Origin of the sequence: Paenibacillus sp. FSL K6-4396, from assembly GCF_038002525.1 — a bacterium.
Taxonomy (GTDB): domain Bacteria; phylum Bacillota; class Bacilli; order Paenibacillales; family Paenibacillaceae; genus Paenibacillus; species Paenibacillus amylolyticus_B.
In genome coordinates this window covers 2,262,639-2,287,587 of sequence record NZ_JBBOCR010000001.1, presented here as the reverse complement: position 1 = coordinate 2,287,587, position 24,949 = coordinate 2,262,639, and the positions used below count along the sequence as shown (strand labels likewise).

The 24,949-nt window shown below is 46.1% G+C and carries 24 protein-coding genes, 1 tRNA gene and 1 riboswitch; of the genes, 8 read left to right on the top strand and 17 right to left on the bottom strand.

Annotated features, from left to right (window positions below; translation table 11 throughout):
• Positions 1-384 precede the first annotated feature (384 nt).
• From MHB85_RS10440 to MHB85_RS10430, 3 genes are all read left to right on the top strand, one after another.
• The gene (locus MHB85_RS10440) at positions 385-2,148 is read left to right on the top strand and encodes a DEAD/DEAH box helicase (RefSeq protein WP_091017478.1); all 1,764 of its coding nucleotides are present in this window, start codon (positions 385-387) and stop codon (positions 2,146-2,148) included.
• A gap of 3 nt (positions 2,149-2,151) precedes the next feature.
• Entirely contained in the window at positions 2,152-3,345 is a 1,194-nt protein-coding gene (locus MHB85_RS10435) for a YqhG family protein (protein ID WP_341072885.1), read from the top strand.
• 221 nt (positions 3,346-3,566) lie between these two features.
• A complete protein-coding gene (locus MHB85_RS10430) occupies positions 3,567-4,517 on the top strand; it encodes a hypothetical protein (protein WP_341072883.1) in 951 nt (316 codons plus the stop codon).
• Between the two features lie 134 nt (positions 4,518-4,651).
• On the opposite strand, the gene MHB85_RS10425 is transcribed toward MHB85_RS10430, so the two are convergent.
• On the bottom strand, positions 4,652-4,870 hold the full coding sequence (locus tag MHB85_RS10425) for a YqzE family protein (RefSeq protein WP_036609606.1): 219 nt from the start codon (positions 4,868-4,870) through the stop codon (positions 4,652-4,654).
• Between the two features lie 195 nt (positions 4,871-5,065).
• On the opposite strand from MHB85_RS10425, the gene MHB85_RS10420 reads away from it, so the two are divergent.
• On the top strand, positions 5,066-5,809 hold the full coding sequence (locus MHB85_RS10420; RefSeq protein WP_341072881.1) for an N-acetylmuramoyl-L-alanine amidase family protein: 744 nt from the start codon (positions 5,066-5,068) through the stop codon (positions 5,807-5,809).
• On the opposite strand, the gene MHB85_RS10415 is transcribed toward MHB85_RS10420, so the two are convergent.
• A complete protein-coding gene (locus MHB85_RS10415; RefSeq protein WP_445739056.1) occupies positions 5,784-6,578 on the bottom strand; it encodes a divergent polysaccharide deacetylase family protein in 795 nt (264 codons plus the stop codon). The two genes, MHB85_RS10420 and MHB85_RS10415, sit on opposite strands and share 26 nt — an antisense overlap.
• A 454-nt stretch (positions 6,579-7,032) precedes the next feature.
• Between MHB85_RS10415 and MHB85_RS10410 the strand changes: the two genes are divergently transcribed.
• Positions 7,033-8,727: a carbohydrate-binding protein gene (locus tag MHB85_RS10410; RefSeq protein ID WP_197997732.1), complete on the top strand. Its 1,695-nt coding sequence runs from the start codon at positions 7,033-7,035 to the stop codon at positions 8,725-8,727.
• A 138-nt stretch (positions 8,728-8,865) separates the two neighbouring features.
• Here MHB85_RS10410 and MHB85_RS10405 read toward each other — a convergent pair.
• Positions 8,866-8,949 (bottom strand) — tRNA-Leu (locus tag MHB85_RS10405).
• A gap of 173 nt (positions 8,950-9,122) precedes the next feature.
• A complete protein-coding gene (gene pelA / locus MHB85_RS10400; RefSeq protein WP_341072879.1) occupies positions 9,123-10,085 on the bottom strand; it encodes a pectate lyase in 963 nt (320 codons plus the stop codon).
• A 398-nt stretch (positions 10,086-10,483) separates the two neighbouring features.
• Positions 10,484-10,615: riboswitch (cyclic di-AMP (ydaO/yuaA leader) on the top strand.
• Between the two features lie 5 nt (positions 10,616-10,620).
• On the opposite strand from pelA, the gene MHB85_RS10395 reads away from it, so the two are divergent.
• Positions 10,621-11,085 carry a C40 family peptidase gene (locus MHB85_RS10395; protein ID WP_036609611.1) on the top strand — a complete coding sequence of 155 codons (465 nt, stop codon included), beginning with the start codon at positions 10,621-10,623 and terminating at the stop codon, positions 11,083-11,085.
• 75 nt (positions 11,086-11,160) lie between these two features.
• Here MHB85_RS10395 and MHB85_RS10390 read toward each other — a convergent pair whose 3' ends face one another.
• From MHB85_RS10390 to MHB85_RS10375, 4 genes are all read right to left on the bottom strand, one after another.
• The gene (locus MHB85_RS10390) at positions 11,161-11,490 is read right to left on the bottom strand and encodes a carboxymuconolactone decarboxylase family protein (protein WP_091017487.1); all 330 of its coding nucleotides are present in this window, start codon (positions 11,488-11,490) and stop codon (positions 11,161-11,163) included.
• A gap of 143 nt (positions 11,491-11,633) precedes the next feature.
• The gene (locus tag MHB85_RS10385) at positions 11,634-11,852 is read right to left on the bottom strand and encodes a hypothetical protein (RefSeq protein ID WP_091017488.1); all 219 of its coding nucleotides are present in this window, start codon (positions 11,850-11,852) and stop codon (positions 11,634-11,636) included.
• Between the two features lie 119 nt (positions 11,853-11,971).
• A complete protein-coding gene (locus tag MHB85_RS10380) occupies positions 11,972-12,301 on the bottom strand; it encodes a hypothetical protein (RefSeq protein ID WP_036609615.1) in 330 nt (109 codons plus the stop codon).
• 97 nt (positions 12,302-12,398) lie between these two features.
• Positions 12,399-12,980 carry a xanthine phosphoribosyltransferase gene (locus MHB85_RS10375; protein WP_036609617.1) on the bottom strand — a complete coding sequence of 194 codons (582 nt, stop codon included), beginning with the start codon at positions 12,978-12,980 and terminating at the stop codon, positions 12,399-12,401.
• Positions 12,981-13,184: 204 nt separating this feature from the next.
• Between MHB85_RS10375 and MHB85_RS10370 the strand changes: the two genes are divergently transcribed.
• Positions 13,185-14,240, top strand: a complete 1,056-nt coding sequence (locus MHB85_RS10370; protein WP_192132452.1) for a YkvI family membrane protein — start codon at positions 13,185-13,187, stop codon at positions 14,238-14,240.
• Positions 14,241-14,369: 129 nt separating this feature from the next.
• Here the strand turns inward: MHB85_RS10370 and MHB85_RS10365 are convergent, their stop codons facing one another.
• From MHB85_RS10365 to MHB85_RS10340, 6 genes are all read right to left on the bottom strand, one after another.
• Positions 14,370-15,500 (bottom strand): glycosyltransferase family 4 protein, encoded by a 1,131-nt coding sequence (locus tag MHB85_RS10365; protein WP_091017490.1) that lies wholly within the window; start codon positions 15,498-15,500, stop codon positions 14,370-14,372.
• 303 nt (positions 15,501-15,803) lie between these two features.
• Positions 15,804-16,352 (bottom strand): GNAT family N-acetyltransferase, encoded by a 549-nt coding sequence (locus MHB85_RS10360; protein ID WP_105598129.1) that lies wholly within the window; start codon positions 16,350-16,352, stop codon positions 15,804-15,806.
• A 108-nt stretch (positions 16,353-16,460) separates the two neighbouring features.
• Complete coding sequence (locus MHB85_RS10355; RefSeq protein WP_105598128.1) at positions 16,461-17,501, bottom strand: hypothetical protein; 1,041 nt, start codon at positions 17,499-17,501, stop codon at positions 16,461-16,463.
• A 97-nt stretch (positions 17,502-17,598) separates the two neighbouring features.
• The gene (locus tag MHB85_RS10350) at positions 17,599-18,402 is read right to left on the bottom strand and encodes a Cof-type HAD-IIB family hydrolase (RefSeq protein ID WP_192132454.1); all 804 of its coding nucleotides are present in this window, start codon (positions 18,400-18,402) and stop codon (positions 17,599-17,601) included.
• A gap of 422 nt (positions 18,403-18,824) precedes the next feature.
• Positions 18,825-19,571: a pseudouridine synthase gene (locus MHB85_RS10345; RefSeq protein WP_091017495.1), complete on the bottom strand. Its 747-nt coding sequence runs from the start codon at positions 19,569-19,571 to the stop codon at positions 18,825-18,827.
• Positions 19,568-21,265: an RsmB/NOP family class I SAM-dependent RNA methyltransferase gene (locus MHB85_RS10340; protein WP_105598124.1), complete on the bottom strand. Its 1,698-nt coding sequence runs from the start codon at positions 21,263-21,265 to the stop codon at positions 19,568-19,570. Before MHB85_RS10340 ends, MHB85_RS10345 begins: the two co-directional genes overlap by 4 nt.
• A 221-nt stretch (positions 21,266-21,486) precedes the next feature.
• On the opposite strand from MHB85_RS10340, the gene MHB85_RS10335 reads away from it, so the two are divergent.
• The gene (locus MHB85_RS10335; RefSeq protein WP_047842389.1) at positions 21,487-22,035 is read left to right on the top strand and encodes a thioredoxin family protein; all 549 of its coding nucleotides are present in this window, start codon (positions 21,487-21,489) and stop codon (positions 22,033-22,035) included.
• Between the two features lie 217 nt (positions 22,036-22,252).
• Here the strand turns inward: MHB85_RS10335 and MHB85_RS10330 are convergent, their stop codons facing one another.
• The 3 genes from MHB85_RS10330 to MHB85_RS10320 all read right to left on the bottom strand — a co-directional run bounded on the left by MHB85_RS10330 (position 22,253) and on the right by MHB85_RS10320 (position 24,770).
• Positions 22,253-22,735, bottom strand: a complete 483-nt coding sequence (locus MHB85_RS10330) for a DUF309 domain-containing protein (protein WP_192132458.1) — start codon at positions 22,733-22,735, stop codon at positions 22,253-22,255.
• Positions 22,722-23,537 (bottom strand): GTP pyrophosphokinase, encoded by an 816-nt coding sequence (locus MHB85_RS10325; protein ID WP_036609636.1) that lies wholly within the window; start codon positions 23,535-23,537, stop codon positions 22,722-22,724. The genes MHB85_RS10330 and MHB85_RS10325 overlap by 14 nt, the downstream gene beginning before the upstream one ends.
• A gap of 135 nt (positions 23,538-23,672) precedes the next feature.
• Positions 23,673-24,770, bottom strand: a complete 1,098-nt coding sequence (locus tag MHB85_RS10320; RefSeq protein ID WP_192132460.1) for a quinone-dependent dihydroorotate dehydrogenase — start codon at positions 24,768-24,770, stop codon at positions 23,673-23,675.
• Between the last annotated feature and the right edge of the window lie 179 nt (positions 24,771-24,949).

Genomic DNA, 24,949 nt, shown 5'->3' with positions numbered 1-24,949 from the left:
CCTTAGACTCACGCATACAAAACCTGTGAATTTTTTGGGACAAAAAAACATGTGCCTTTACTAAATTTCTGGGTTCAATATAAGTTAAACTAATCATTTGCACATCAACGGAGAGGACAAAAAAAAACTGAAAAAGCGAAGCGTTCGCCTAAAAGCTTTCTGAAAGAAAGCTGCATCGAAAGCATACGCTATCACCGGATTTCCCCTCCAGAAAAGGGAATCAAAGAAATCTGGGGATAACAGCGATTGGAAGATTGTTCTGTCATCGTAGTGTTCGTGCAAATAAACTGTAGTTCAACTTGTATAGTTATGAACTGCCTCTCATTCGTCCATACTATTACCTACGAATAAAACGTCATCACGTATGGCAGGGGAGGAAGCATCATGAACCGGAAAAACCCGCACCACACGAATCAACCTGTAGCCGAGCTGCCCGTTCCACTGGAATTCGATCGAAGCTGGATTAATCAGTTGGAATCACGACTGGATAAAGGAGGCCCTTGGGGAGATTACCGACTCTTTCAACTGGGCATTCAAGCCGAAGAGACCAATCTGATTCCCAATTTTGACGAGATCCAATGTCTCAAGCATCTGCAAGGCCTCACTCCACTCCCTCACCAGATGGACACTGCACGCAGAGTATTATTTGAAATGTCAGGCCGGGCCATTCTCGCCGATGAGGTGGGTCTTGGCAAAACCATTGAAGCTGGTCTCATTCTGAAAGAATATATGGTTCGGGGTCTCGTATCCAAGGTACTCATTCTCGTGCCAGCGTCTCTTGTGCTGCAATGGGTACGGGAGTTGAATTCGAAATTTGGCATCCCTGCCATTGCCCAGAAAAAGGCCTATTCCTGGCAGAATGAAGTGGTTGTTGCTTCCATGGATACAGCCAAACGTGACCCGCATAAAGATATGCTGCTGAATACCGATTACGACATGATCATTATTGACGAGGCCCATAAGCTCAAAAACAAGAAAACAACCAACTATCAATTCATGCTGAAATTGCGCAAAAAGTATTGTCTGCTGCTCACAGCTACACCTGTGCAGAACGATATGAGCGAGTTGTTCAATCTGATCAACCTGCTGAAGCCCGGTCAACTGGGCCGTCAGGGTGACTTTGCGGCCAACTTTGTTGTAGACAAACGGGTTCCGAAAAATCAGGAACAGCTTAAGAACGAGTTATCCAAAGTCATGATTCGTAACCGCCGCGGCGAAGGCCCCGTTCAATTTACCAAACGGAACGTCTCCAACGTGAATCTGCAACTATCGCCCGAAGAACAAGCGCTTTATGATGGCGTGACTTCCTTTGTTAAAGACCAGTACCAAGAAGCTGGCGGCAATCTGAGCAGCATGCTCTCCCTTGTTACATTGCAGCGTGAAGTGTGCAGCAGTCGAGATGCTGTATTCGTGACGCTGGTGAATCTGTCGAAGAAACTTCCGCTGGACTCTCCCCTTCGGGACAAGATTTGGGAACTCGTTGCCCATATTAAAGCGATCAAGGAGAATACCAAAGCGGAGAAAACGATGGAGCTGGTTCGGAACATGAATGAAAAAGTAATTATCTTCACCGAATACCGGGCCACGCAGGAGTATCTGCTAAACTATTTCCGCAACAATGGGCTTACGGCTGTACCCTACCGGGGTGGCATGAATCGAGGCAAAAAAGACTGGATGATGGATCTCTTCCGCGGGCGTGTGCAGGCCATGATTGCAACCGAAGCGGGTGGTGAAGGCATTAATCTGCAATTTTGCCATCATATGATCAACTTTGATCTGCCTTGGAACCCTATGCGGGTAGAGCAGCGGATCGGTCGGGTACACCGGCTGGGACAGCAAAATGACGTGAACATCTTCAATTTATCCACGACTGGAACCATAGAGGAACATATTTTGAATTTGCTGCATGAGAAGATCAATATGTTTGAGATGGTGATCGGCGGCTTGGATGTCATTCTGGAACGGCTGGAGAAGAAGGAGTCTATTGAGAAAAGTTTGTACAAAATCATGTTGGAATCACAAACTGATGAAGATATTCGCCGCAAAATGGATTCACTTGGACAATCGTTGAACTCTATTCAACGTGAGGTTTCAGATGAAGGGCCTGCCGTATCCGGGTTGTTGGATCTTCGCAAAGGAGGTAGCTAACTCATGACCATGTCTCCCCATGAAGTGCAGGCTTATGTTCTCACCTATCTGGAAGCACTGGATTGTCAAATTATGGAGCGTTCCCCTGCCCATGTTACAGTCAAACTCTCGCCTGAGGCAGACAAAGCGTTGACCAATCGCCCCTATTATTGGGGGTTTGTGGAACGAACCGGAGCACCCGCTGAGACGATGTCCTTTACATTTATATTTGATCCTGACAGTTATCAGCAGGCCATTGAAGCAGAAGAAGCCAAAGCTGCGCAAGCGTCACCTCCTGTTGTACCTAATCCGGATGGAACGAATGGCGTAAACAATGGCAGTCCTCAAGGCGAGCCACCAAAAGAAACTATTTTAGGCCGTTACTTCGGTATTACGCCATCACTGCCACAGCTGGGGCCAGGACGCATATTGCGTGAAGAAGTGGTGTACGGCAGTCGCAGACTCCAGCAGATTTTCGGCGCTGCCCGTGAAGGCGGTGCCTTCGTAAACCTGTTCGAACAGGCTGCCAAACGACAATTGCGGGCTACAGCTCCAGCTGTATATGAGCCTTGGCTTGGTGTCTGTTTCAAAGTGGAATTCGCCTGTGATTTGAAACGGGAGGAATTGCATTTTCTCGGCATCTCCCTTCGCTCGGGTGAAATTATAGAAAAATTCGGCACTAAGCTGAACCGACGTGATCTCAGTCCGAGGCTTGCGGAGAACATGCATGTACAGACAGCTAAAGTTTCGTTATTTGATGCCGGAGCTGCTCTGGAATCTCATTTGACGAACCGCTTGCTGGAACTCGATTATAGCTGGGCAGAGAAAGCCCAAGAGCGGCTTGATCTGGAGCTGGACGTCTTGGACACCTATTATGAAGCGGTACTCCGAGAAGATACACCTGAGGTAGAATCACCAGGTAACGTAACCTCAGACACGGAGAATGCCCATTCTGACCGCACTCCACCTGCACCACTGAAAAAAGTTGTGGATATAAAGAACGCTAAACCCATTGGAGCAGATGTAGAACTGGCGGCAGAAGCTGCAGTACCGATCGACTCCGAGACAGATGCCGAAGAAGAGAAAGCAAAACAGGCGGTAATCGATCGTGAGGCTATGAAACTGCAGTATGAGACACGCCGGACCGAGATGATCTGGCAATATGAACCCAAAGTGAAAGTGACTGCCATTAGCAGCGGCATGTTTCACTTAAGATAAACGAAAGATAGACGAAGACACTACTTTTCCTGCAAATGCTGGCAAAAGTAGTGTTTATTCATGATCAGCTGCCCGACAGGTTGCAGCATCCTTTGCATAGCCTGTCCCCTAGAATGAAACTAGAACCCGCTCAGGTAACGGATAAATGAAAAGTAGGTGTAAATTTGAAACGATTCTTTCATACATGTTGGAACAACGCTCGGAAAACAACCTGTATAACCTTGGGCTTGCTCAGTTGTCTTGCCCTATTCTCTTTTTGGTCGATAGCCAATGCAGAGGAACAAAAAGCGTCTTCGCTGTCCCCCGAATCATCCACAGAATATAGTCCCGAACATCATGCATTCCAGAATGACAAGCTAGCTCCCGCTGCTGTGCAACGATTTGCAGAGCAACAAGCAGTTACACTCGGTACGGCTAACGCCGAAGCAAATTGGAAGAACGCCGACCTGGACTTCTATCCTCTGGGGCCGGGTACACATAGCTGGCTGGTGCAAGCTGCATTTGAGGGTAAACCTATCGGATACATGATTATTACCGCCACAGAACAGGGACAGATGATGCTTAGTGAATATGGTCAAGGAGAACAGTCACCATACAACAATGAACTTCTTGGACAAGCCTTAGATCGACAACATGTGAACCTTGAGGCATTACTTGCTGTCGGAGGAGAGCTTCATCTTGGTTATGCTCTTCCCCTGCTGGCATATTGGAAAGTGGAACAACCTAGTCAACCTGCACTTTATATTGATGCTACGAACGGAGATGTACTACCGTCAGAGTTCCTGAACCTACTGGAGGCTGATTCCAAACAGATCTCTGCCAGCATAACTGATTTGTCCACAACGCCATCTTTATCAGTCGATCCATTTTATCTCAGACCCGTCTTTAATCCGGCTGACAATCTGTTGTGGATTACCGCCAAGCCTGTTGCTGCCGACCGGGCACAAGATGTAATACAACACGGGGAGAATCAAGGGATTGTTTTCTCAGCGGGTGATCGTAATATCGTATACGGCGGTCCTTTACCCGTTAGCGGTTATCAGCTGTGGCATACAGATCAGGAAGCAGAGTCCATTCTATATGTAGCGCTAGGTGGAAAATCATCCATTCAACGTTTTATCCCTTTGAGTACATTGCAGCAAGATGGCCATTTTTACCTCTTAAATCCTTGATCATCAGCAAATTCTTAACATACAGTCAGATAACGTGTAAAACTATAAACATCGACAACAAATAAGACGCCTTCCCATATTTATTAAGGGATTGCGTCTTTTTGCTTTACATTAGTGAAATAGGTAAGCGATAGTCACCCTTTACCCGAAGAACTTCGTTTATGAGACTGTGTATCGAATTCTTTTTCCTTTTTCCCCACCCACAGGGAAACAGCGAAAGGGATCATACCAAACCATTTCATCGCCCACGGCTCTTTCCTTTTTGTTCGTCCTTTCCGCTCATCCTTCGGCGTATCGATATAATGAACAACCCGCTGCGTAATGTATTTTACCAATTCATCACTTTTGGCCATAACATCTGCCTCCTTCGCTCCTGCACATTCGCGGAGCTTACGATAGTTCTATTGTGTGCAGGATGTGTACTGGTTAAACATTTTTTTATTGAAAGAAGTATGAAAACCCTCAGAATGCACAGTCTAATGCCAAAGGTATCCAACGAGTCGTTAATCTGCATTCGATACCTATTTCATGAAGGAGTGTGTATTCCCATGCATAAGCTGCTGACCGCTTCGGTAGCCTTGTTAATCAGCTTCCATTGCCTTCCCCTGCTGCCCCATGTCGCTTATGGAAAAGCAAACCCGTCCCAGAACAGTCCATCCATGCTGCCAGTGACCGATGGAGATGCTTATCGCTCAAGTCATCATGCCTTTGCAGCACCCGTTATCCTGCTCGATGTAGGCCATGGCGGTATTGACGGTGGTACGTCAGCCCAAGGTGTGCTGGAAAAAGATATCAATCTGGCCATTAGCCAAAAGGTCTATCTCCTGCTTCGCAGCAAAGGTTATGCCGTTATCATCAATCGACTGGGTGATTATGCACTTAGTGATGAGAACCGCTGGCTGAACAGCCGCTCCCGTCATACCAGAGATCTTGCCCAACGTAAAAGCCTTAGCGAAGAAGTAAGTACAGATATCGTGGTCAGCATTCATGCGAACTGGAGTCCCCGATCGACAGCACACGGCCCGGTGGTACTGCACCAGAAAGAAGGCAGGAGTTATTTGCTGGCCCAATCCATTCAGGATGCCATGAACAAGTTGTACGGAACGGAGCACGGGGTCGTATGGGGCAAGCCCTTTTATATATTGAATTACGTGAAGCAACCTGCCGTCATCGTCGAAACCGGATTTTTGAGCAATGCGGCAGATCGAGCCAGAATGAGTGACCCCGCTGAGCAAAAACGAATCGCCCAGTCCATTGCCAATGGAATTATTTATTATCTGTCGGTAGTGTAGGAGCAGATTGCCATTGCCACACATCTCGAACCAGATCACCGATTCCAACAAATTGAACCTGATTTTGCAGACGGGAGACGGATTCACGAATTACTGCGGATGTGTTCATCCCTGAATGACCGACATGACCAATGACAACACAGGTATCCTTATCGATCGCACGCTGAGCAGCCAGGTCCAGTTGCTTGCGAATGTGTTGCTTGGAGTTTTGATCATCCAGGAAAATGTCATTACCTACAGGTGGCATATTTCTGGATATGGCCAGTTCCCCCACCACGGAGCGAAAGTTCGTACGGCTGTCGACAAAGAACAGGCCCCGCTCCTTGCATACATCGAGCACAATGGACATGATGCGTTTGTCGGACGTTATTTTAGAACCCATGTGATTGTTCATGCCAATGGCGTGGGGCACATCATCAATCGCTTTCTCCACACGTTCCCGTACTTCTTCATCTGTCAGATTGGATGTGATTGCACCCGGGCCCAACCACTCAGGTCTTCCTTTCTTGGGTTCCATGGGCATATGCACAATCACATCCATCCCCTTTTCATGTGCAGCTATCGCATCTTTCTTTGTTGTTGGCAAAAAGGGCATAACCGCTACCGTTAGTTTAACTGGCATCGCAAGAATCTCTGCCGTTCCCTTCATGTCATTTCCGACGTCATCGATGATAATTGCTAACCGTTTATGATTCGATGGGGACTCTGAAGCTGCCGCTGTAGGCCCTCCTGCCGATAAGCCTGCGTAAAACACAATCAATAATGCCATGATACCTGCAATGAATCGATAATTCTTTCTCTGTACCTTCATCATGATTCCCTCCCCTGTAACTTCTGTGATCTCATTGTTTGATAATGAAGGGAGGAATATGTAAGCCAAAGCCTTCCTTAATGATAATATCCCCGCCCTTGAAGACCTCTATCTCAAGTGAAGATCTCCATCATTCCCGTTTCTTCCTTAGCATTCAGACAAGAACTGTCATTGAACAGTTAGAAAATAGAGATTAATTAGAAAAAATACTGTAATTTGTCAGGTTTTCAGTTTAGGAATTATTTAGTAGAATCAACAAATGAAAGAGCTTATGTGCTGCATTTCTTTCCTATGATTTATGGAAGGAGGTTTTGAAAGGGTTTACATAAAATAAATGCCAGACAATCCGCTATTCTTGTTTGTTTTTCTGGTCGCGGTTTCTCTATGTAACCATTTACCACTATCGAGGAGGATGAAAGTAGTGAAATTCAAACTAAAAAAGACGATTAATGTTCTTTTGGCCTGTTTAACAGCCCTGCCTTTGATGTTAACCCCGACAAATGTGTCAGCAGCCAACGATGCCAACATTAATTTGTCCTCGGAAAAACAGCTGATCAAGGGCTTTGGGGGCATTAACCTTCCTGCCTGGATTGGTGATCTGACTCCCGCTCAACGTGAAACTGCTTTTGGTAATGACCAGAATCAGTTAGGCTTCTCAATTCTCAGGATCTACGTTGATCCAGATTCCAATAACTGGTATCGTGAAGTTGCCACAGCGAAACGCGCTATTGAGAAGGGGGCTATCGTATTTGCCTCCCCATGGAATCCTCCGAGCAGCATGGTGGAAACGTTCAACCGCAATGGGGACACCAATGCCAAACGTCTGAAATACGACAAATATGCCGCATATGCGCAACATCTGAATGATTTTGTAACCTATATGAAAAATAACGGCGTAGATCTGTATGCCATTTCTGTGCAAAATGAACCGGATTATGCTCATGACTGGACCTGGTGGACTCCACAAGAAATTCTTCGTTTCATGAAAGAAAATGCCGGGTCCATTCAAGGTACCAAAGTCATGGCGCCTGAATCCTTCCAGTACTTAAAGAACATATCCGACCCCATCCTGAATGATCCGCAGGCACTTGCCAACATGGACATTCTGGGAGCACATACGTATGGAACCCAGATTTCCAATTTTGCCTACCCTCTCTTTAAGCAAAAAGGAGCCGGCAAAGAACTGTGGATGACTGAGGTGTATGTTCCGAACAGTGACAACAACTCAGCAGACCGCTGGCCTGAAGCATTAGACGTTTCCTATCACATGCACAATGCCATGGTGGAAGGTGATTTCCAGGCCTATGTGTGGTGGTACATCCGCAGACAGTATGGTCCGATGAAAGAAGACGGTACCATAAGCAAACGCGGATATAATATGGCCCATTTCTCCAAATTTGTACGTCCTGGCTACCTGCGGGTCGATGCAACGAAAAATCCGGATACAAACACATTTGTTTCTGCCTACAAAGGGGATAACAAGGTCGTTGTCGTAGCAATTAACCGTGGAACTTCGGCAACAAGCCAAAAATTCGTTCTGCAGAATGGTAATGCCTCCACGGTGTCTTCTTGGGTTACGGACAGCAGTCGTAACCTGGCAAGCGGGGCCTCGCTTAACGTATCCAATGGGGCCTTCTCGGCACAGCTCCCGGCTCAGAGCGTAACAACGTTTGTTGCCAACATTACTGGCGGGAATAACGGCGGAAATACAGGCAGCGGCACTACTTATGAAGCCGAGACCGGAACAACTCTTACGGATGCTACCATTGAAACGATCTACCCTGGTTACACTGGCTCCGGGTATGTTAACTTCAATGCGATGACTGGTTCAGCCATTCAATGGAACGGTATTAATAACACAATTACAGGTACTAAAAACGTAAAGTTTCGTTATGCGCTGGAAAGCGGAACCCGTAACCTCGACATTTTTGTGAACGGAACCAAAGTCATTAGCAACGACCCCTTTCCGGCAACGGGAAGCTGGTCCACTTGGGTTGAAAAAACAATACAGGTCCCCATGAACACGGGGACCAATACATTGAAAGTGGTTACCACTGGATCGGAAGGACCAAATATTGACAGCGTTAATGTTACCGCAGCACAATAAACGTTCCGTATGGCTGATGGAAGACATTTGCTGTACGTGCAGCTAAACACTAACCTGTTGGATACTAAATCTAGTGTTATATCAAAAAATGCAAAAAAAGACTCCTTAAGCTAACGCTTAAGGAGTCTTTTTATTAGATGCGGTCGAGAGGACTCGAACCTCCACGGGGGTTAGCCCACACGGACCTGAACCGTGCGCGTCTGCCAATTCCGCCACGACCGCATATTGTATCTCCGTGATCAATATCGGCGACAAGAAGTAATATATCATGTGGAATCTATCATGTCAACACTGAAAATAATAACAATAAAGCCCGAACCAGACGTCCATGTCGATTCAGGCTTTACCTTTAACTACTAAGAGTTTGGTTCATTAAAACGGAAGCATACTACAATTTACAGCTTGGAAGGCCAGTTGCCATACCATGCATACCCGCCTCTTCTTTCTTTATCAATATCACTTAATTTGTATTTAACTACCCCGTCACGACCAATAAAGATTGGTTTATCTGTTCCTATCTCATAGAAGCGTGCCCAAATTGGTGCAGCTTTGGAATCAGCGATAATTTTACTATCTCCATTAGCTCTTTCATATTTGTACCCCGTAATTTTCACCTTGTTAAACCAAGCCTCCGCTCCTTTAATGGATGCGGTAATTTTAGCGTTAGCAGATCTGGTTTTCAGAAATTTAACAATCGTTACACTCTCTCCAGCTGTCAGCGATGGCACTTCGTAGATTCTTGCGCTCGCTGGTTTAAGGGAACTGGAATCATGTTGTTGTCCCCAAGCTGTCAGCTTACCACCTGAAACGACCTGTGTATTCAAAATCGCCTCCACACCTTTGGCAACTGAATTTTTACTACGGTTAGCAAGTGTGCTGTCTATAAACGAGAAATCACCTTTGCGTGCTGCTACTTCATCCAGCATGATCATTACGTTAATCATGGCATCATCATTGTAAGTGATATGCTTGTGATATCCGGAGCTTTGGTAAACTTGTGGCCATCCGCCGTTTGAATACTGCATGTTGATCAAAAAGTTAATCCCTTTGATTGCAGCTGTGGAGTATCGGGGATCATTCGTCTTTTTAAATTCCTTCGCCAATCTTCTAATTTCTGAGTATGTAGCCTTGTTGTCTATCGTGGACTTCGCCCACTCTCCACTTGTCTGTTTATAATCTTTTCTCCAACCTCCATCCGGGAGCTGGTTCTTCAAAATATCAGAAATACTCGCTGTAGTACCTGAAGCATCCGCAGCAGATACCGTCCCTACAGGGAGAACTGCCATTCCAACTGCTGAGAACACCATCGTACATGCCAGGACAAAAGTAATTATTTTCTTTGCTTTCAAATGTAACACTCTCCTATGTTCGTTTTTATAAATCTTCCACTTCTACTTTACTTATGAAACGCGTAATTATCGCATAATAAAATCAATTTTAATCCAATATGTGGATTGGATAATCAGATAATATGCAAAAAATCGATTTTTGTCAATATATGCAACTTAATGAATATAATCTCTCTAATTCTACATAACGGGATAGTTCTTTTAACTCATGACAAACCTATTTATTTATCCAAATTCGTCTTAAACGAACCAATAATGACGTTTTTGTCATGAATGGTACCCAAACTTGATCCCTTCTTTCATATAAAAACCTTAATTCCGCTAACATTGAGGTATTACGAAGGGTTTTAAATGGGTTTGACAATTACGCATTTATGCAATATAGTTTCAAATAGTTACAAAAACTTAATTATTCATTGCCGAGTTTCATGTTTGAAAACGGGGGAACCAATTTGGGTGAATTATTCTTATACATAGGAAATATAGGGAACCTTCTACCGAACCCTTAGCTAACTCCGTAGGCATCGAAGGGAGAACATTGATTTTGAAAAAACTGATTATCTCCATTTTTGGAGCAGCTGTATTATTTACATCCGGGGCAACAAGCACAGAGGCAAGCAGTATCAACTCCGTAGTGAACAACATGACAGGTATTCCTTACAAATGGGGTGGCACGACTGTAGCCGGCTTCGACTGTTCTGGTTTTATGAGATATCTTTTCAACAAATACAGCATTGAATTGCCACGTACTTCTCAGCAGCAAGCCAAAGCAGGTACGCCAGTATCCAAGAGCAATGTTCGGACAGGTGATCTGGTGTTCTTTAATACAACAGGCAAAGGCATTTCACATACAGGTGTATATATCGGCGGCGGACAATTCGCTCATGCCTCCAGCAGTAAAGGTGTAAGCATCACGAAGTTATCGAATCCATACTTCAATGATCGTTACGTAACAGCACGTCGGGTAACTGGACAGTTTATGTATGATAAAATGTTAGGTAAAATGTAATTCACATACAAAAAGGCATCGGTTATTAACCGGATGCCTTTTTTGTACTTAGAAAAATGTATGTTGCATCGCTTACTAATTCAGCGCCTTCTGCACTCGCATCGCACCCTGAGAGAGGGCATGTCCTCCTCCAACAGCTCCGGCCACCGCAACGGTCTCCATAATCTCCTGATCTGTTGCTCCCTTGGCACGGGCTTCTTCTACATGGTAGAAGGTACATACCTCATTGTTGGCGAATAATCCAATCCCAAGCGCAATTAGCTGTTTTGTCTTGGCATCAATCACGCCAGGTTGGAAACATTCTCCGGTAAACTCATGATACGACTTCACCACACCTGGCAGTACATCGCTTAATGCTCCAATCTGATCCTTGTAGGCATGAACTTTATCATTCATCAATGTCATGGCTTGTAGCACACCCTCTCGGCTTATAGTTACAGATCTTCCTCACTGTACCTATCTTCTCTCCCGAGTGAGCCAATTATGCCAAGATATCATGGTAATTCCAAACATTTAAACGCTCATGGCTCTGCCATAATCATAAGCTATTACTCACTAAGTGGACTCTGGCGCGGCTCGCTGAACAGCTGATATTTGTAACTGCGATCCAGCTTAACTACACGTCGATTCTGACGTCGGATAAGTACCTGCTCGCCATCCCAGGCAACAACAATCCCGGTTACATCGTTCGATTCCAGCTCGTCCCGTACTACTCTAACTTTCTCACCTGACAGACGCAGGGCGTCCAATTCTGTATCACTAATCATTCGCATGGCTCCTATATTCCAAATTTATTTACAAAAAGAGACCTAAATGAAATGTCATTTAGGTCTCACGTGACTGTATTAGACTGTCATGTCATTCGAAATTATGTCCCGACTGAAAGTTACCGCTGCGCGTGCTCTTTGCTGTCGTTCTTCTCGAACCAAAAATCAAGCACTTTGGCGGACATCACACGTTCTTCAAGGTACTCCACTTGATGCGGTGTAAATTGTTCTTTCCAAGAGAAGGACAACTCTTCGCACAAGCCTACAATCGTCAGTAATTCTGACCAGGCAACATAGCGTTTGTACCAGAAAAATTGAGGATGTTCAATCATATAGGGATAAAGGTCATCGAATTCCGTATGTTTACAATCTAGGGCACGTTCAAAATGAACTTTCGATTCCGCCAGCTTATCATTAAAAAATTGTTCTGTTGCCGGTTGGTTCCCCATGGTGTTGCCTCCTCTCCCTAACATAACCCCATTATAAATGAAATCGGCGGTCATGCAAAGGCATAGTTCAAAAAATAGGCCCTATTCCTTTAAAATGTCACATTTCGTTATCGTCAAATTGTACTGTTCCATCGTTCAGGGAACGAATGCGTACCAAGGCTTCCACCGGAATACCCTGTTCACGAATCGTGCGTGCCCCTGCCTGGAAACTTTTCTCGACCACAACGCCGAATCCGACGAGTTCCGCGCCAGAACGCTCAATAATTTTGATGACGCCACGAGCCGCATCTCCATTGGCAATAATATCATCAATGAACAAAATGCGGTCATTCTCATGAATGAACTCGCGGGATACCATAATGTCAGTTACAATTCCTTTGGTAAAGGACGGTACACGTTCACAGTAAGCATCAGGATCAGCCAGAAGTGTTTTTTTACGACGGGCGAATACAAGGGGCACCCCAAGTTCATAGGCTGCGGCAAACGCAACCGGAATCCCTGAGGATTCTACCGTGATTACCCGAGTTACTCCACTTTCACGAAAACGGGCAGCAAACTCACGTCCCATCTCCATCGTTAATGCAGGATCAATCTGGTGGTTCAACAGACCATCCAGCTTTAATACTTGATCCGAGATAACCACACCTTCTTGTAAAATTCGTTGTTTCAATAATTCCATGATTTGACCTCCCAAGCCTATCCTATGAGGTAAAAGTATCATATATCTATCTATAAGTTCAAGCGAAATTGCCTGGGCGCTGTCCTTGAGAAGCAATTCAAGCCAAAGCTCATTATCGATTGTCATGACTTTCGTGGGTCAAGCATACCTTGTACCATGGTACCCGCATGTCCAAACTATACAGGGGCCTGAGAGGGGAAACACATGAAACAGGCATTTCGGGTGCTGCAGATCGCATTTACATACATCGGAACGGTTGTCGGAGCCGGCTTCGCTACAGGGCAGGAAATTTTGCAGTTTTTTACCCAGTATGGCAAATGGGCCACCATCACCATAGGCTTATCCACCATGCTCTTTGTCTGGTTAGGTACCAAAATGATGCTGATCGCTCACGATACCGGGTCCCGCTCTTATGAGGACCTGAACAAACATTTATTCGGGCCCAAGGCGGGCAAATGGATCACCTGGGTGACCCTTCTCATTCTCATTGGCGTGAACAGCGTCATGCTTGCCGGAGCAGGTTCCGTCTTTGTCGAACATCTAGGTTTGCATTATCAGACCGGTCTGATCGTCACACTTGTAGGGACATATCTGCTTCTCGGTCGGGGCATCCAGGCTATCCTTCAAATGAATAGCATCGTCGTGCCCATGATGCTGCTGTTATCTCTGCTCATGATCACTAGTACCATCCATCATCCAGGAGCTTCCCGATTCATCACATTGACGACAGACTCAAACCCTATTCAAGTATGGCTGTCTCCATTGTTGTATAGTTCGTTCAATCTGGCGTTAGCTCAAGCTGTTCTTGTGCCCGTTGGCAACCAGATTCGCAGTCGGAATGTGCTGAAGTGGGGCGGAGTATTGGGTGGAATTGGCGTAGGTTTCATGCTGATGGCAGCTCATTTTGCCATGTCAGCACAGATGCCCGGCATCATCCAATTCGAAATTCCGATGGGCAGCATTGCCTTTCAACTTGGATGGGCAGTACAATCTGTATATGTATCCCTTATTTTCATGGAAATATTCAGTACATTTGTTGCCGATATCTACGGCATGACCTTGCAACTCAGACAACATATACGCATTCATCCCCGTTTCATTACATTAACCATTATGCTGCTGTGTTACTCACTCAGTCAGTTTGGATTCAGTTCTCTACTATCCATCCTTTATCCTATCTTCGGAAGTTTGGCACTGTTCTGGGCAGCCAAATTGGTATTAAACCGCTGGGGTGCCTTCCGTGGACGCAAAAATATATAAATGGTGATGTACTTCATGAATATGAGCATCCGTTTGCTTCATACCATAATTCATCACTCATGCGCCTTCCTTTTGCATGAAAAAAAAGCCGCTGTTTAGCACAGCGGCTCGCACTTTTTGCTCTCTCTTTTAGGCCTTGCTGGGAAACTGTAAATACATCTTCTTCAACTCATTGACCGATCTGCCGAGCGAGTAATGTGTTTTGGCTTTTTCACACGCTGAACGGGCAAGTTCATAACGATAAGCCGGGTCCAGCATCACCTTTTCAAGCGCTTCAGCCAATGCAGAAGGATCTTCTGCCGGTACAAGCAACCCATTGCTACCGTTCTCGATCTGTTCCGGTATACCACCTACATCCGTACCCACAAGGGCAAGACAACTCAGCGCCGCTTCAGCGAAGACGGAACCAAATGCTTCTGCCCGTGAAGGAAGTACAAAAATATCAAAGAATGGCATGAATTCCTCAGGGTGCAGTGTGTAACCATAAAAGATGGTCTCATTATAGATCCCCAATCGCTGTGCCAATTCTTCCAGATCAGGACGAATCGGTCCATCTCCAATAATATGTAACACATAATCATGACCTCGGCCCTTCAGTTCCGCACAGGCTTTGAAAAGAATATCCAACCCTTTCGCCGGAACAAGCCGACATACCGTGACCAGTTGTGGTATCGCATTATCATGAGGAATCGGCTTAAACCGCTTCTCATCAAATCCATTGGGAATCACACCGATGACATCAGGTTCCTTCACGTAGGGCGCCAGATAACGACGGAACGAATCCGACACCGTTAAGAGACGCTCTGCCTGGTGTTCCAGCTCACCATATATCGCAAGCAGGAATCGATGCTCCGGTCCATCCGTTTCAATGCGTCCATTAAGTATTAATTCTCGTTCATAACTGGAGTGAATCGTCTGAATGAGGGGTGTATCCGGGAAAACCGTTCTCATCGCAAGTCCTGCAATTGGGTGGTGGGCATGGATCAGATCATAAGGCTTCTGAATACGCAGTTTGGTCCACCAAAGATAATCACGATAGGTTTGAATATATTTTTGGACAACAGGACTATCCTGATATTCCGTCCAGTCAAACGTTTCGAAATGAACTTCCTCTCTGCCCTTGTTGCGAATTCGCTTTGGCAACGAGAACAGATCCATTTCCCACCTCGGGGCTGTAAATCTCTCTTGCATATACGGAATCATAGAGGATACACCTCCGGGCTGCTCCGGAGGAAAGAAAAGCGCCTGCAGCAATTTCACCGTTAGTTTCCCCCTTTTTAACTTACGTTCTTTCAATGCATCTTCATTCATGATCCATTTATATCTGGATACGGCTATAGTATCCATTATGACATAGCGAAGCCGGAACATCTATATTACGAAAGATACTGCAAACTTTTGGCTATTTAAACCGCTCATTCAAAGCAAAACTGACTAAGCTTTTTTTCACCAACTCGTATATACAACATATTCATGAAACGTGCCACTCAGAAGCAAAATCTTTAAACCAGCAGTCAACTCCTCGCGATTGTCGTCAATCTTTCCATTGGACAGTCCGAATTCTCAGCTCAGTGGCTGCACGGGCTTCTCATATGTACTGTAACCATCGGTCTCTCCCAAAAAAGTATACCCGTTCCGCGCGTAAAAGGCGTTCAACGTAGCATTGCCCGCTCCGCAATCTAACCGAACAGTATGTTTGCCTTCAAAATGTATCCCGCTGCTGGACCATTGCAAAATGGACCGTCCCAGACCGCTCTGAGCATATTTTCTTCGAATCGCTAGCCGATGCAGATAAATTGCGCCATCTTCGGCATAAGCTTTTGAACCCCAAAGATGAATATCCCAAGGACTTGGCTGAACCAAAAGAATGACCATCCCCGCTACGTCCGCCCCCTTTTTAAATACAAACACATCCCCACGGCGAATCGCCCCTGCCGTATCATGTGAATCTTCACCTTTAAGCAAAGCGTTCCATTGGGAAGAACCTTGACTCTGTAACCATTCGGCTGTCTCCACCAGAAGCGACATCACATCCTCCCTATCTTCAGGATTCGCCTGAACCGCTTGAAAACCATCGTTAATATATTCGCTATTGATCCTGAATGAGTGCATCATTGTTCTCCTCCGCTTCCTGATCTCTTTTAAACTAATGGTACTATACCGGGAAATGGATTTTTCGTCAAAATGAGAACAAAAAAAAAGGTAAAAGGCGGTTGCCCTTTACCCATCTATTCTGGCTTCATCAATAATCTGATTTCGATACAACATCGTCAGGTGCAAGGTGTCAAACTTCATTTCCTTGTCCAACTCCTGCATCAACACTTCGACCAGATTCTTTCGTTGCATGCTGGTACCAGTAACCTCGTAATCAATGTATCCCGTAAGATCCGAATGAGAAGTGTCTATAGTTGCTGTTCCCACAGGCAATCCACCTCGCTCCTGAAGAAACAGCTCATATACCCGGAACTCCCGATCCTTACGCTTTAGCATGACATAACATGTTTCTTCAGCAGCTTCCAACTCATCCAGATCCGATTCATCGGTATCCTCAAATTCCTCGGAGAAATCGCGATGTACCCACTCTAGCGTTTCGAGTTCGTTGCCCTGATGCCACATGCGGATTGTAATCGTATCGATGATATCTTCATCCAGCTCTCTGACCAGCAACTCTGCCGCAGCTTCCAATTGATTCTCTTCCGGCTCGTCATACCAGTGTATTTCACCTTGTACATCAGCGCCATATTGTTTTAAGGAAGCTTCTGCAAGTTCCTGCCCTTCGACATCATTGAATATATACGTCGATATGCTGCGTCCTGCGCTTACCATTTCCATCTCCAGAACCTGATCCCGATCTTCATATGTAAACGATTCGGTTTGTGACACAGGTATTACCTTACTTCCACTGCTGTCTATATCGTCATAGCTGCCTTCGTCATGATTCATCTCTTCAGACGGCCACATTGTCTCTGACTCAGGCTTATGCAACACCGAATGTAATGAGCCACAACTAACCAGCACTTCATAATACGCAGCTTCCAACGCATCTGCAAGAGATTGGACATAGGCATGCACTTTTTCCACGATACGTTGCTCTGTATCATCTGGCAGAGACTCCTGCTCGATCTGTAGACTACCAGATAAACGATCTCCTTCTCTGAACACAAGGAACAGTGAGCCTGCATATTGACCATTGACCATCACGTCCTGTACTTCTCCACCTGATGTCCGCAGGTCGGCAACCAATTCCACATCATATTTCATCACGTGTCCTCCTCCATTCCTAACGTTATTCTCTTAGGATGTCCCTAAGGACGGTAGATTATGAGGAAAGCGCGCATTTCAGATATAAGATGTAAGGTTAGACGGATAACACATATTTTTGCATTGCGTGTGCCACACCCTGCTCATTATTGGAGAGTGTAACCTCGTCCGCAGCAGCTTTCACCTCGTCCGGTGAGTTATCCATGGCAATGCCTTTGCCCGCAAAAGTCAGCATCGTAATATCATTGAAGTAGTTGCCAATCGCCATAATCTCCGAAGGCATGATTCCTTTGGATTCGGCAAGTCTTTTAAGTGCAGCGCCTTTGGACGCTTCGGGATGCATCAGGTCAATAAAAAAATCACCACTGCGTGTCATATAATAAGGCAGATTCCAGGTAGACCACTCCTGAAGCACGGCATCCATCTGTTCAATTGGTCCAAATGCAGTGAACTTCGCCAGCGGTTCTGTCATGTCAACCCACTTGGGTAACTTCATTGGCTCTGCCATAAAGTTGTAATACATCTCACGCACCTGCAACCCGAGACCTTCTGGTTGATCCACATACAGACCAAATGCCGTATTGATGTCAAAATGTACTCCATTGGTTCGACAGTAGGATATGATCGGCTCCAGTCCCTGTCCATCTAATGCAAAGTGATGAACCACCTCACGAGTATCTACCTGTGCAGTTACAGCACCATTATGTGTAATCACATATCCATCCAGTCCCATCTGCTCCATAAAAGGAATCGTGTTGGCAGGACCTCTACCTGAACACAGGACAATCTCTGCTCCCTGACGGGAAGCTTGGATCAAGGTCTCCTGAGTCCATTCGGTAAGTTCATGATGATCATTCAGCAATGTTCCATCTACATCAAGTGCAATTAATTTATAAGTCATCTGGCTTCATCCTCATCTCTGTAGTAATCGCACCCACCCAAACCCTCCCTTCCGAGGGAGGGCCCCAGAGAGCTCTGCCCTCTGGACTCCCGTCTTGCTCATCGGTGGTAGGTCGGGGCTTGCTATGTAACGGTTGGCGTAGGAACGCTTGTTGCCGGGAACACCGCTTTTCAGCGGCGATCCCGCCCAAGCTTAACCGGGACCATTTCGGGCAGGGCTTCGCTTTCTGCCCGGCTCCCTGCTTCACTTCGTGAAGAACGGGAGCTTTCTCGCCTTCGGCGGTTAGTACCGGGGCTTCGCCTCCCTCCACGGCTCCCTGCTCCGCTTCGTGAAGAACGGGAGCCTTCTCGCCTTCGGCGTTCGTATCGGGGCTTCGCCTCCCTCCACGACTCCCTGCTCCGCTTCGCGAAGGACGGGAGCTCTTACTTCCGCAGAAGGTTCAACTCATCTGCGGTTAGTTCACGATAGCTTCCGATCGCAAGATCGGAAGCTAATTCAAGCTCACCCATGGCAACGCGTTTCAGATAGATCACTCGCTTGCCTACCGCCTGAAACATACGTTTCACCTGATGAAATTTCCCTTCGTGAATAATAAGCGAGATCGACGAGATCGTGCCTTCTTCGGTCTCTTCCCGGCCAAGTATAGTCAGCTCAGCAGGCAATGTCTCGTATCCGTCATCCAATTGAATGCCCGCATTGAAACGTTGCACATCCGCTTCATCCACGTTTCCCAGAACACGGGCTTCATAGGTTTTGGGCACATGCTTGCGTGGAGATAACAGATCATGGGCAAGTGGACCGTCATTCGTAAGAATGAGCAGTCCCTCCGTATCCTTATCCAGTCGTCCCACAGGAAAAGGATTGAACACCCGATCCTCTTTGCGCAGCAGATCCAGTACCGTCTTATCTCTGTTGTCCTCGGTAGCAGACACAACACCCGGAGGTTTATGCAGCATCAGATAGATCATCTCCCGATACATAATCCGCTCGCCATCGGCTTCAATGACGTTGACCTCGGGATTCACCTGTACACCGCTGTCTTTCACCGCTTTGCCGTCCACATGGATTCTGCCTTGTTTCACCATCCTTTTGAGTTCACTTCGTGTTCCCACACCCATATGGCTTAATATTTTGTCCAGACGCAGCGTTTGTTTCCCTTTTCCACTCATACCGATGTCCACCTCCACCCTGCCGGATATTCATTCTTCAGTACACCATCCAGCCATTTTCCCCAGCCAGCGGCATAACCATCTACACATACAAGAACGTACCCTTTGGCAACCGTATCCGCCTTGAGCACCACTCGTTCTTCTTCAATATTTAACGTTTCACCCTTGAGGTATCTCACGGCTTCGCCATCAGCGGATGACAGATTTACGCTTCGCCGTGCTTCAAATGCATTCAGAGCACAGGCAAGCGGATGGGACGGAACAAATCGTCCATTCTTGATCGTTCCCATAAACCAGCCTGGACGAATGACTTTCAGTCCCTCCAACCGAGCTGCACCAACCGATGATTGATACACCCGATCTCCATAACATACCGTCTCTCCAGTTAACTCAATCTCCAATTGTTCTTTCATAAACTGACTGTAGATCGCAACCGGATCAATACTTGCCGGATCAGCTCCGCGTCCCTGACCCCGTTCCGATTTACGTCCACCGTGATCTTTACCTTTTTTGCCCTGTTTACCCGAATTCTTGCCGCCGCCAGCCTGTCTGTCATGGGACTCTCGGGATTCGATTCGCAATAAACGTTCCTTTTTTCGATCAGCCTTGGTCATAGCAATTGAAGAAGCAGCAATAGAGTGATCCTTGTTCCCCTCTACTTCAATCCTGGACACATCCACGACCTGTCCATACTCCATTGCTCCTTCTTTAACTACTCCAGGTTGATCTGTTTGTAATCCTTGCCCTGCACGATGCTGCAATACAGCGACATAATGTCCCTCTCCTTCCAAAAGGTGAGGCCACAATCTTGCCGTACCACGCGTTAGATCCAACACATCTTTTGTCTCTTCTGCCTTCTCCGGCATCATCTGACGTACCCATTCCGGACGTCCTGTTGCGAACCCTGTCTCTTCAGGAATGTCCATTACTACGAAATCACGGTTTACATTCAGGAACTCCGCAATCATCGCTTCATTTTCCTCCGGCGCAAAGGTACATGTCGAATATACGATGGTTCCTCCCGGGGCCAGCAATCGTGCCGCAGTCTCCAAGATATCCCGCTGCATGAGCACACATTTTTCCACCGAATGATGTTCCCACGATTTCACCATGTCTTCATCCTTGCGGAACATGCCTTCACCTGAGCAAGGCGCATCAATTAATACTTTGTCAAAATAATGAGGAAATGCATTCGCGATCCGCTCTGGTGACTCATTCAAAACAACCGCGTTACGCACCCCGTACAATTCCACGTTCTTGGCTAGCGCTTTCGTGCGTTCAGCATGGATATCGTTCGTCACAAGTACACCCTTGCCTTGCAGCTTTGCAGCAATCTGTGTTGTTTTCCCTCCCGGAGCAGCACACAGATCAAGCACACGATCTCCAGGCTCAACCTGCAATAATTCAACTGGAGCCATTGCACTTGGTTCCTGTATATAATACAGGCCTGCATGATAATAAGGGTGCAGCCCCGGTTTAACACCATGAGGTACATAGAATCCTGTCTCACACCACGGAATAGGTCTTAGATCAAACGGAGCAATCTCATCGAATTGTTCCATCGATATTTTTAGCGTATTCACTCTCAGTCCCGCATGAGGAGACTGTTCATAAGATTTCATAAATTGTTCAAACTCATCACCCAGCAAACTTTTCATTCGCTCAGCAAATATCAAAGGTAACTTTACACCCATATTCCCACTCATCCTGTCTTCGTAAGATTGCAATATCGTTTCATTTTATCATATCCAAGCTTTGCTTTCCTATCATATCGTATCTATTCCACTACAGCGTGTAATGTAGTATAATGGCAAGTAGATTGATTCCTGAGCAAAAATTCGGGTGTTTATGCATATTATCCCAACCTTTATTTTTGCCCAAACTATATTTCGATATGATCGATGGGGGATGTCCAATGAAATCCAAGAAGAAAAAGAAAAGTGCTGCGATCCTTATTTTCCTGGGTATTTTAATCATTATGATTGCAGCACTGGTTGTCGTAGACCAGCAATCCAAGAAACAGATGGATTCAGTGGAAAATGCTTATGGCATTGCTGCTTCCAAGCTTAATCCAGCTACAAGGGAGCTACTGAGTGATCCCAACTATCAACAAATTATTGTACCCACTGATCTCAAAGCCAAAATCGATAACAAAGACAGCTTTTTTGTTTATTTCTTTGCTTCCGACTGCTCGCACTGCCGTGCCACAACACCTCAGTTGATGCCACTCGTTGACAGTGAAGGTATTGAGCTTCCACAGTTCAATCTGCGTGAATTCGAAGCAGGATGGACCGATTACAATATCGAGTTCACACCTACACTCGTCTATTATGAGGCTGGTGTCGAGAAAGACCGTATGGTTGGCGGACTGCAAGAGAATGGCAGTGACCAGGGCTACACGCTGGATGATTACAAACAATTTTTCCAAAAATATAAAGGCAGCGCCGCTCCTTCGGCAAGCTAACTGATAGTTCCGTTTTCACAAGTATCTACAATCAGGCACTTGTATCACCAGAAACGTTCTGTTGAAGGACAGGCTGTGCCACTTGCAATCATCTGAATATAACGCAACATTCAAAAACACCCCGATCGTTCCCTTTACAGGAATCGTCGGGGTGTTTCATAACCATGGAACTTCATATCCATGGGATGCTCATTTGAATGTTAATGCTGATTACGGTTCAACTGTTACTCTGATCCATCGCCTTCATCTTCTCTTCGTATATTCGCCCTCTGGTAGGACTCCGGCGCTGCGGAATATTAGGTTTTAGCTCAAGCGATCTTCTAGATATCTCTTGTTCTAAGACCTCATCAACAATTCGTATGGACAAATCCCTGTAAGTCACAGACTGAACATCTGATTGGGACAGTTGCTTCACGATTTCCTGTACATCCCGTACCAAAGCCCCAAGGTCAATGCCCAGAATCGTAGCAGGATAAGGTTCCAGAAGATCAAGTGAGCTCTGTAACATCATCTTTCCTCCGCGGAGATTGCCATTCCTGAAGTGGTATAAACCAACTGCAATTTGTAACAACCCTTTATAGAGCGAATCCCGACTACGTTCAAGCCACAATTCTTCCAGCACCTCATGGCACTCGAAATAATCCTGATCCCGATTGAAGTAGATTAAGTAGTCAACGTACAGTGGCTCATAGATGCTCATCCGGGTTTTCGCCCTTTCTGGCGTTGTTCAGAAGTTTCTTCACGTCATCCAGCAAGTCTTTGAGTCCTTCCATATCATGACGTTCCCAGTAATCGTTAAATCGCTTCTGTGCTTCAATTGCTTCACTGACAAGGTGGTAGAAGTATAATTGATGAATGATATTCAATGTTCTTGACACGATATTGGAATCATCCTCAAACGCCTTCTGCGCCTCCAAAATCTGTAGACGAATTGCAGACATCTCGTTGTCCAGTATAAACGCGGCCTCAGCCGTTTTTTTCAGCCTGGTTCTCATCTCATCAGGTAACCCTTCCCGAAACTTGTAACTCAGCGAATGTTCAATGGTAGCCCAGAAATTCATGGCAAGTGTCCGGATCTGTATCTCGGCCAAAACTTTCTTTTGTCCGAGAGCCGTCTGAACGGGATACTCAATAATCATATGAAAGCTACGATAGCCGCTCTCTTTGAAATTCGTAATGTAATCTTTCTCAATGAGCACCGTGAGATCCTTACGGCCTCGAATATACTCGGCAACCCGGCGGATATCATCCACGAACTGGCACATAATGCGGATACCTGCAATATCCTCAATGCCTGTTTCCACGTCATCAAGCGACACATTCAGTCGTCTGGATTTCTCCAGAATACTGGATATTTTTTTGACACGACCGGTAACGAATTCAATCGGGGCATACTCTTCCCGTTTCTTCAGTTCCGCTCGCATTGTCTTAAACTTGACTTTCAATTCCTCTACCGCTTGTTCATAAGGAAGTAAAAATGTACCCCAGTCTCTACCGTCCATGCTTATGCCTCCTGTCTCTATAGCGTCCCCTGTTCTATTCCATTATACATGATGTTTGGTGGGGGGAAGAGTCCCGAACCATTTTACGCTCTTCCCATGCTTCTATATTTTCATTCCGGGGATTCACATTCCTTCTTAACGATGCTCCGCACCAACCGCTTCAGAGATATGACGATAACCGTCCTTGCGCAGCAACTCACGCAGTCCAGCATGAATGCGCCGATTCACCTCAGGTCCTTCATAGATCAATGCTGTATATATTTCGACCAAGCTTGCTCCGGCTTTAATTTTCTCGTATGCATCCTCACTTGTGAAAATGCCACCTGAACCGATAATCGGAAGTTTGCCTTCGGTCTGGCGATAGATCTGGCGAATAATCTCCGTTGAACGGTCACGTAGAGGTTTACCGCTCAGACCGCCAGTCTCTTTTGCATGTTGGTGGGAAAGTCCTGTACGACTGATGGTTGTGTTCGTAGCAATAATGCCAGCAACACCGCTGTCTGCAATGGTTCGAACCATATATTCAAGTTCCTGATCATTCACATCCGGTGCGATCTTCACCAGAACGGATTTGGTCGCTCCGCCCGCTCGTGCATGCTGCACGTTCATCTCGTTCATAACCGCAGCGAGCAGTTCCTTCAATTCATTCCCATGTTGCAGATTACGCAAATCCGGTGTATTTGGTGAACTGATATTAACCACGAACAGATCAGCATAATCGTATAGTGCCTGAATGCACTTCGAATAGTCCAAGTGAGCTTCCTCATTAGACGTTGCCTTATTTTTGCCGATGTTAACAGCCACTGGAATACGCCGATTCTGTAGACGTGCCAATTCACCTGCCATGGCTTCCGCACCAAGATTGTTGAAGCCCATTCGGTTCACCAACGCCTCATCTGGAGGCAAACGGAACAGCCGTGGTTGATCGTTACCTGGTTGTGCAAGTGGTGTCACGGTTCCCACTTCCATGAATCCAAATCCGATGGAAGAAAAGCCCGTTACGGCCTGCCCGTTTTTGTCCAGCCCCGCAGCCAGACCAACAGGTGTAGGGAAATGACACCCAAACATGTCAACAGCCAGATCAAACGTTTCCCGAACGCCGTACATCACACGCAGTCCGGAAGGAACCGGACGGATGCTACCCACGCCACTAAGGCCGCCAATAATCAGATGATGGGCCTGTTCAGGGTCCATTTTGAACAACAAAGGTTTAGCAAGACTTCTGTATAACAAATCACTCACTCCGTTCTGGTCCGGTACGCCAAAAAGCCGTTGTCCGTCTTTTCATATGTAAAAAAACACTCTACACACAAGTCTATCTGTTTCTTATTAAAAAGGAAAGTAGTTTGCGCATAGACAGCACAAATCGAATAATACAAAATGCTCACAAGAAATCCACCCGCCCACTGGTA

Bases quoted from the DNA above. Each gene is read 5' to 3' on its own strand.
- MHB85_RS10435 (WP_341072885.1), top strand. From the start codon at position 2,152: ATGACCATGTCTCCCCATGAAGTGCAGGCTTATGTTCTCACCTATCTG.
- MHB85_RS10425 (WP_036609606.1), bottom strand. From the start codon at position 4,870: ATGGCCAAAAGTGATGAATTGGTAAAATACATTACGCAGCGGGTTGTT.
- MHB85_RS10380 (WP_036609615.1), bottom strand. From the start codon at position 12,301: ATGGGGAACCAACCGGCAACAGAACAATTTTTTAATGATAAGCTGGCG.
- MHB85_RS10415 (WP_445739056.1), bottom strand. From the start codon at position 6,578: ATGGCATTATTGATTGTGTTTTACGCAGGCTTATCGGCAGGAGGGCCT.
- MHB85_RS10350 (WP_192132454.1), bottom strand. From the start codon at position 18,402: ATGACTTATAAATTAATTGCACTTGATGTAGATGGAACATTGCTGAAT.
- MHB85_RS10360 (WP_105598129.1), bottom strand. From the start codon at position 16,352: ATGCACTCATTCAGGATCAATAGCGAATATATTAACGATGGTTTTCAA.
- MHB85_RS10375 (WP_036609617.1), bottom strand. From the start codon at position 12,980: ATGGAATTATTGAAACAACGAATTTTACAAGAAGGTGTGGTTATCTCG.
- MHB85_RS10330 (WP_192132458.1), bottom strand. From the start codon at position 22,735: ATGAGCATCTATGAGCCACTGTACGTTGACTACTTAATCTACTTCAAT.
- MHB85_RS10325 (WP_036609636.1), bottom strand. From the start codon at position 23,537: ATGGACGGTAGAGACTGGGGTACATTTTTACTTCCTTATGAACAAGCG.
- MHB85_RS10340 (WP_105598124.1), bottom strand. From the start codon at position 21,265: ATGGGTGTAAAGTTACCTTTGATATTTGCTGAGCGAATGAAAAGTTTG.
- MHB85_RS10440 (WP_091017478.1), top strand. From the start codon at position 385: ATGAACCGGAAAAACCCGCACCACACGAATCAACCTGTAGCCGAGCTG.
- MHB85_RS10385 (WP_091017488.1), bottom strand. From the start codon at position 11,852: ATGATTAGTGATACAGAATTGGACGCCCTGCGTCTGTCAGGTGAGAAA.
- MHB85_RS10420 (WP_341072881.1), top strand. From the start codon at position 5,066: ATGCATAAGCTGCTGACCGCTTCGGTAGCCTTGTTAATCAGCTTCCAT.
- MHB85_RS10335 (WP_047842389.1), top strand. From the start codon at position 21,487: ATGAAATCCAAGAAGAAAAAGAAAAGTGCTGCGATCCTTATTTTCCTG.
- MHB85_RS10410 (WP_197997732.1), top strand. From the start codon at position 7,033: ATGAAAGTAGTGAAATTCAAACTAAAAAAGACGATTAATGTTCTTTTG.
- MHB85_RS10345 (WP_091017495.1), bottom strand. From the start codon at position 19,571: ATGAGTGGAAAAGGGAAACAAACGCTGCGTCTGGACAAAATATTAAGC.
- MHB85_RS10390 (WP_091017487.1), bottom strand. From the start codon at position 11,490: ATGACATTGATGAATGATAAAGTTCATGCCTACAAGGATCAGATTGGA.
- MHB85_RS10370 (WP_192132452.1), top strand. From the start codon at position 13,185: ATGAAACAGGCATTTCGGGTGCTGCAGATCGCATTTACATACATCGGA.
- MHB85_RS10355 (WP_105598128.1), bottom strand. From the start codon at position 17,501: ATGAAATATGATGTGGAATTGGTTGCCGACCTGCGGACATCAGGTGGA.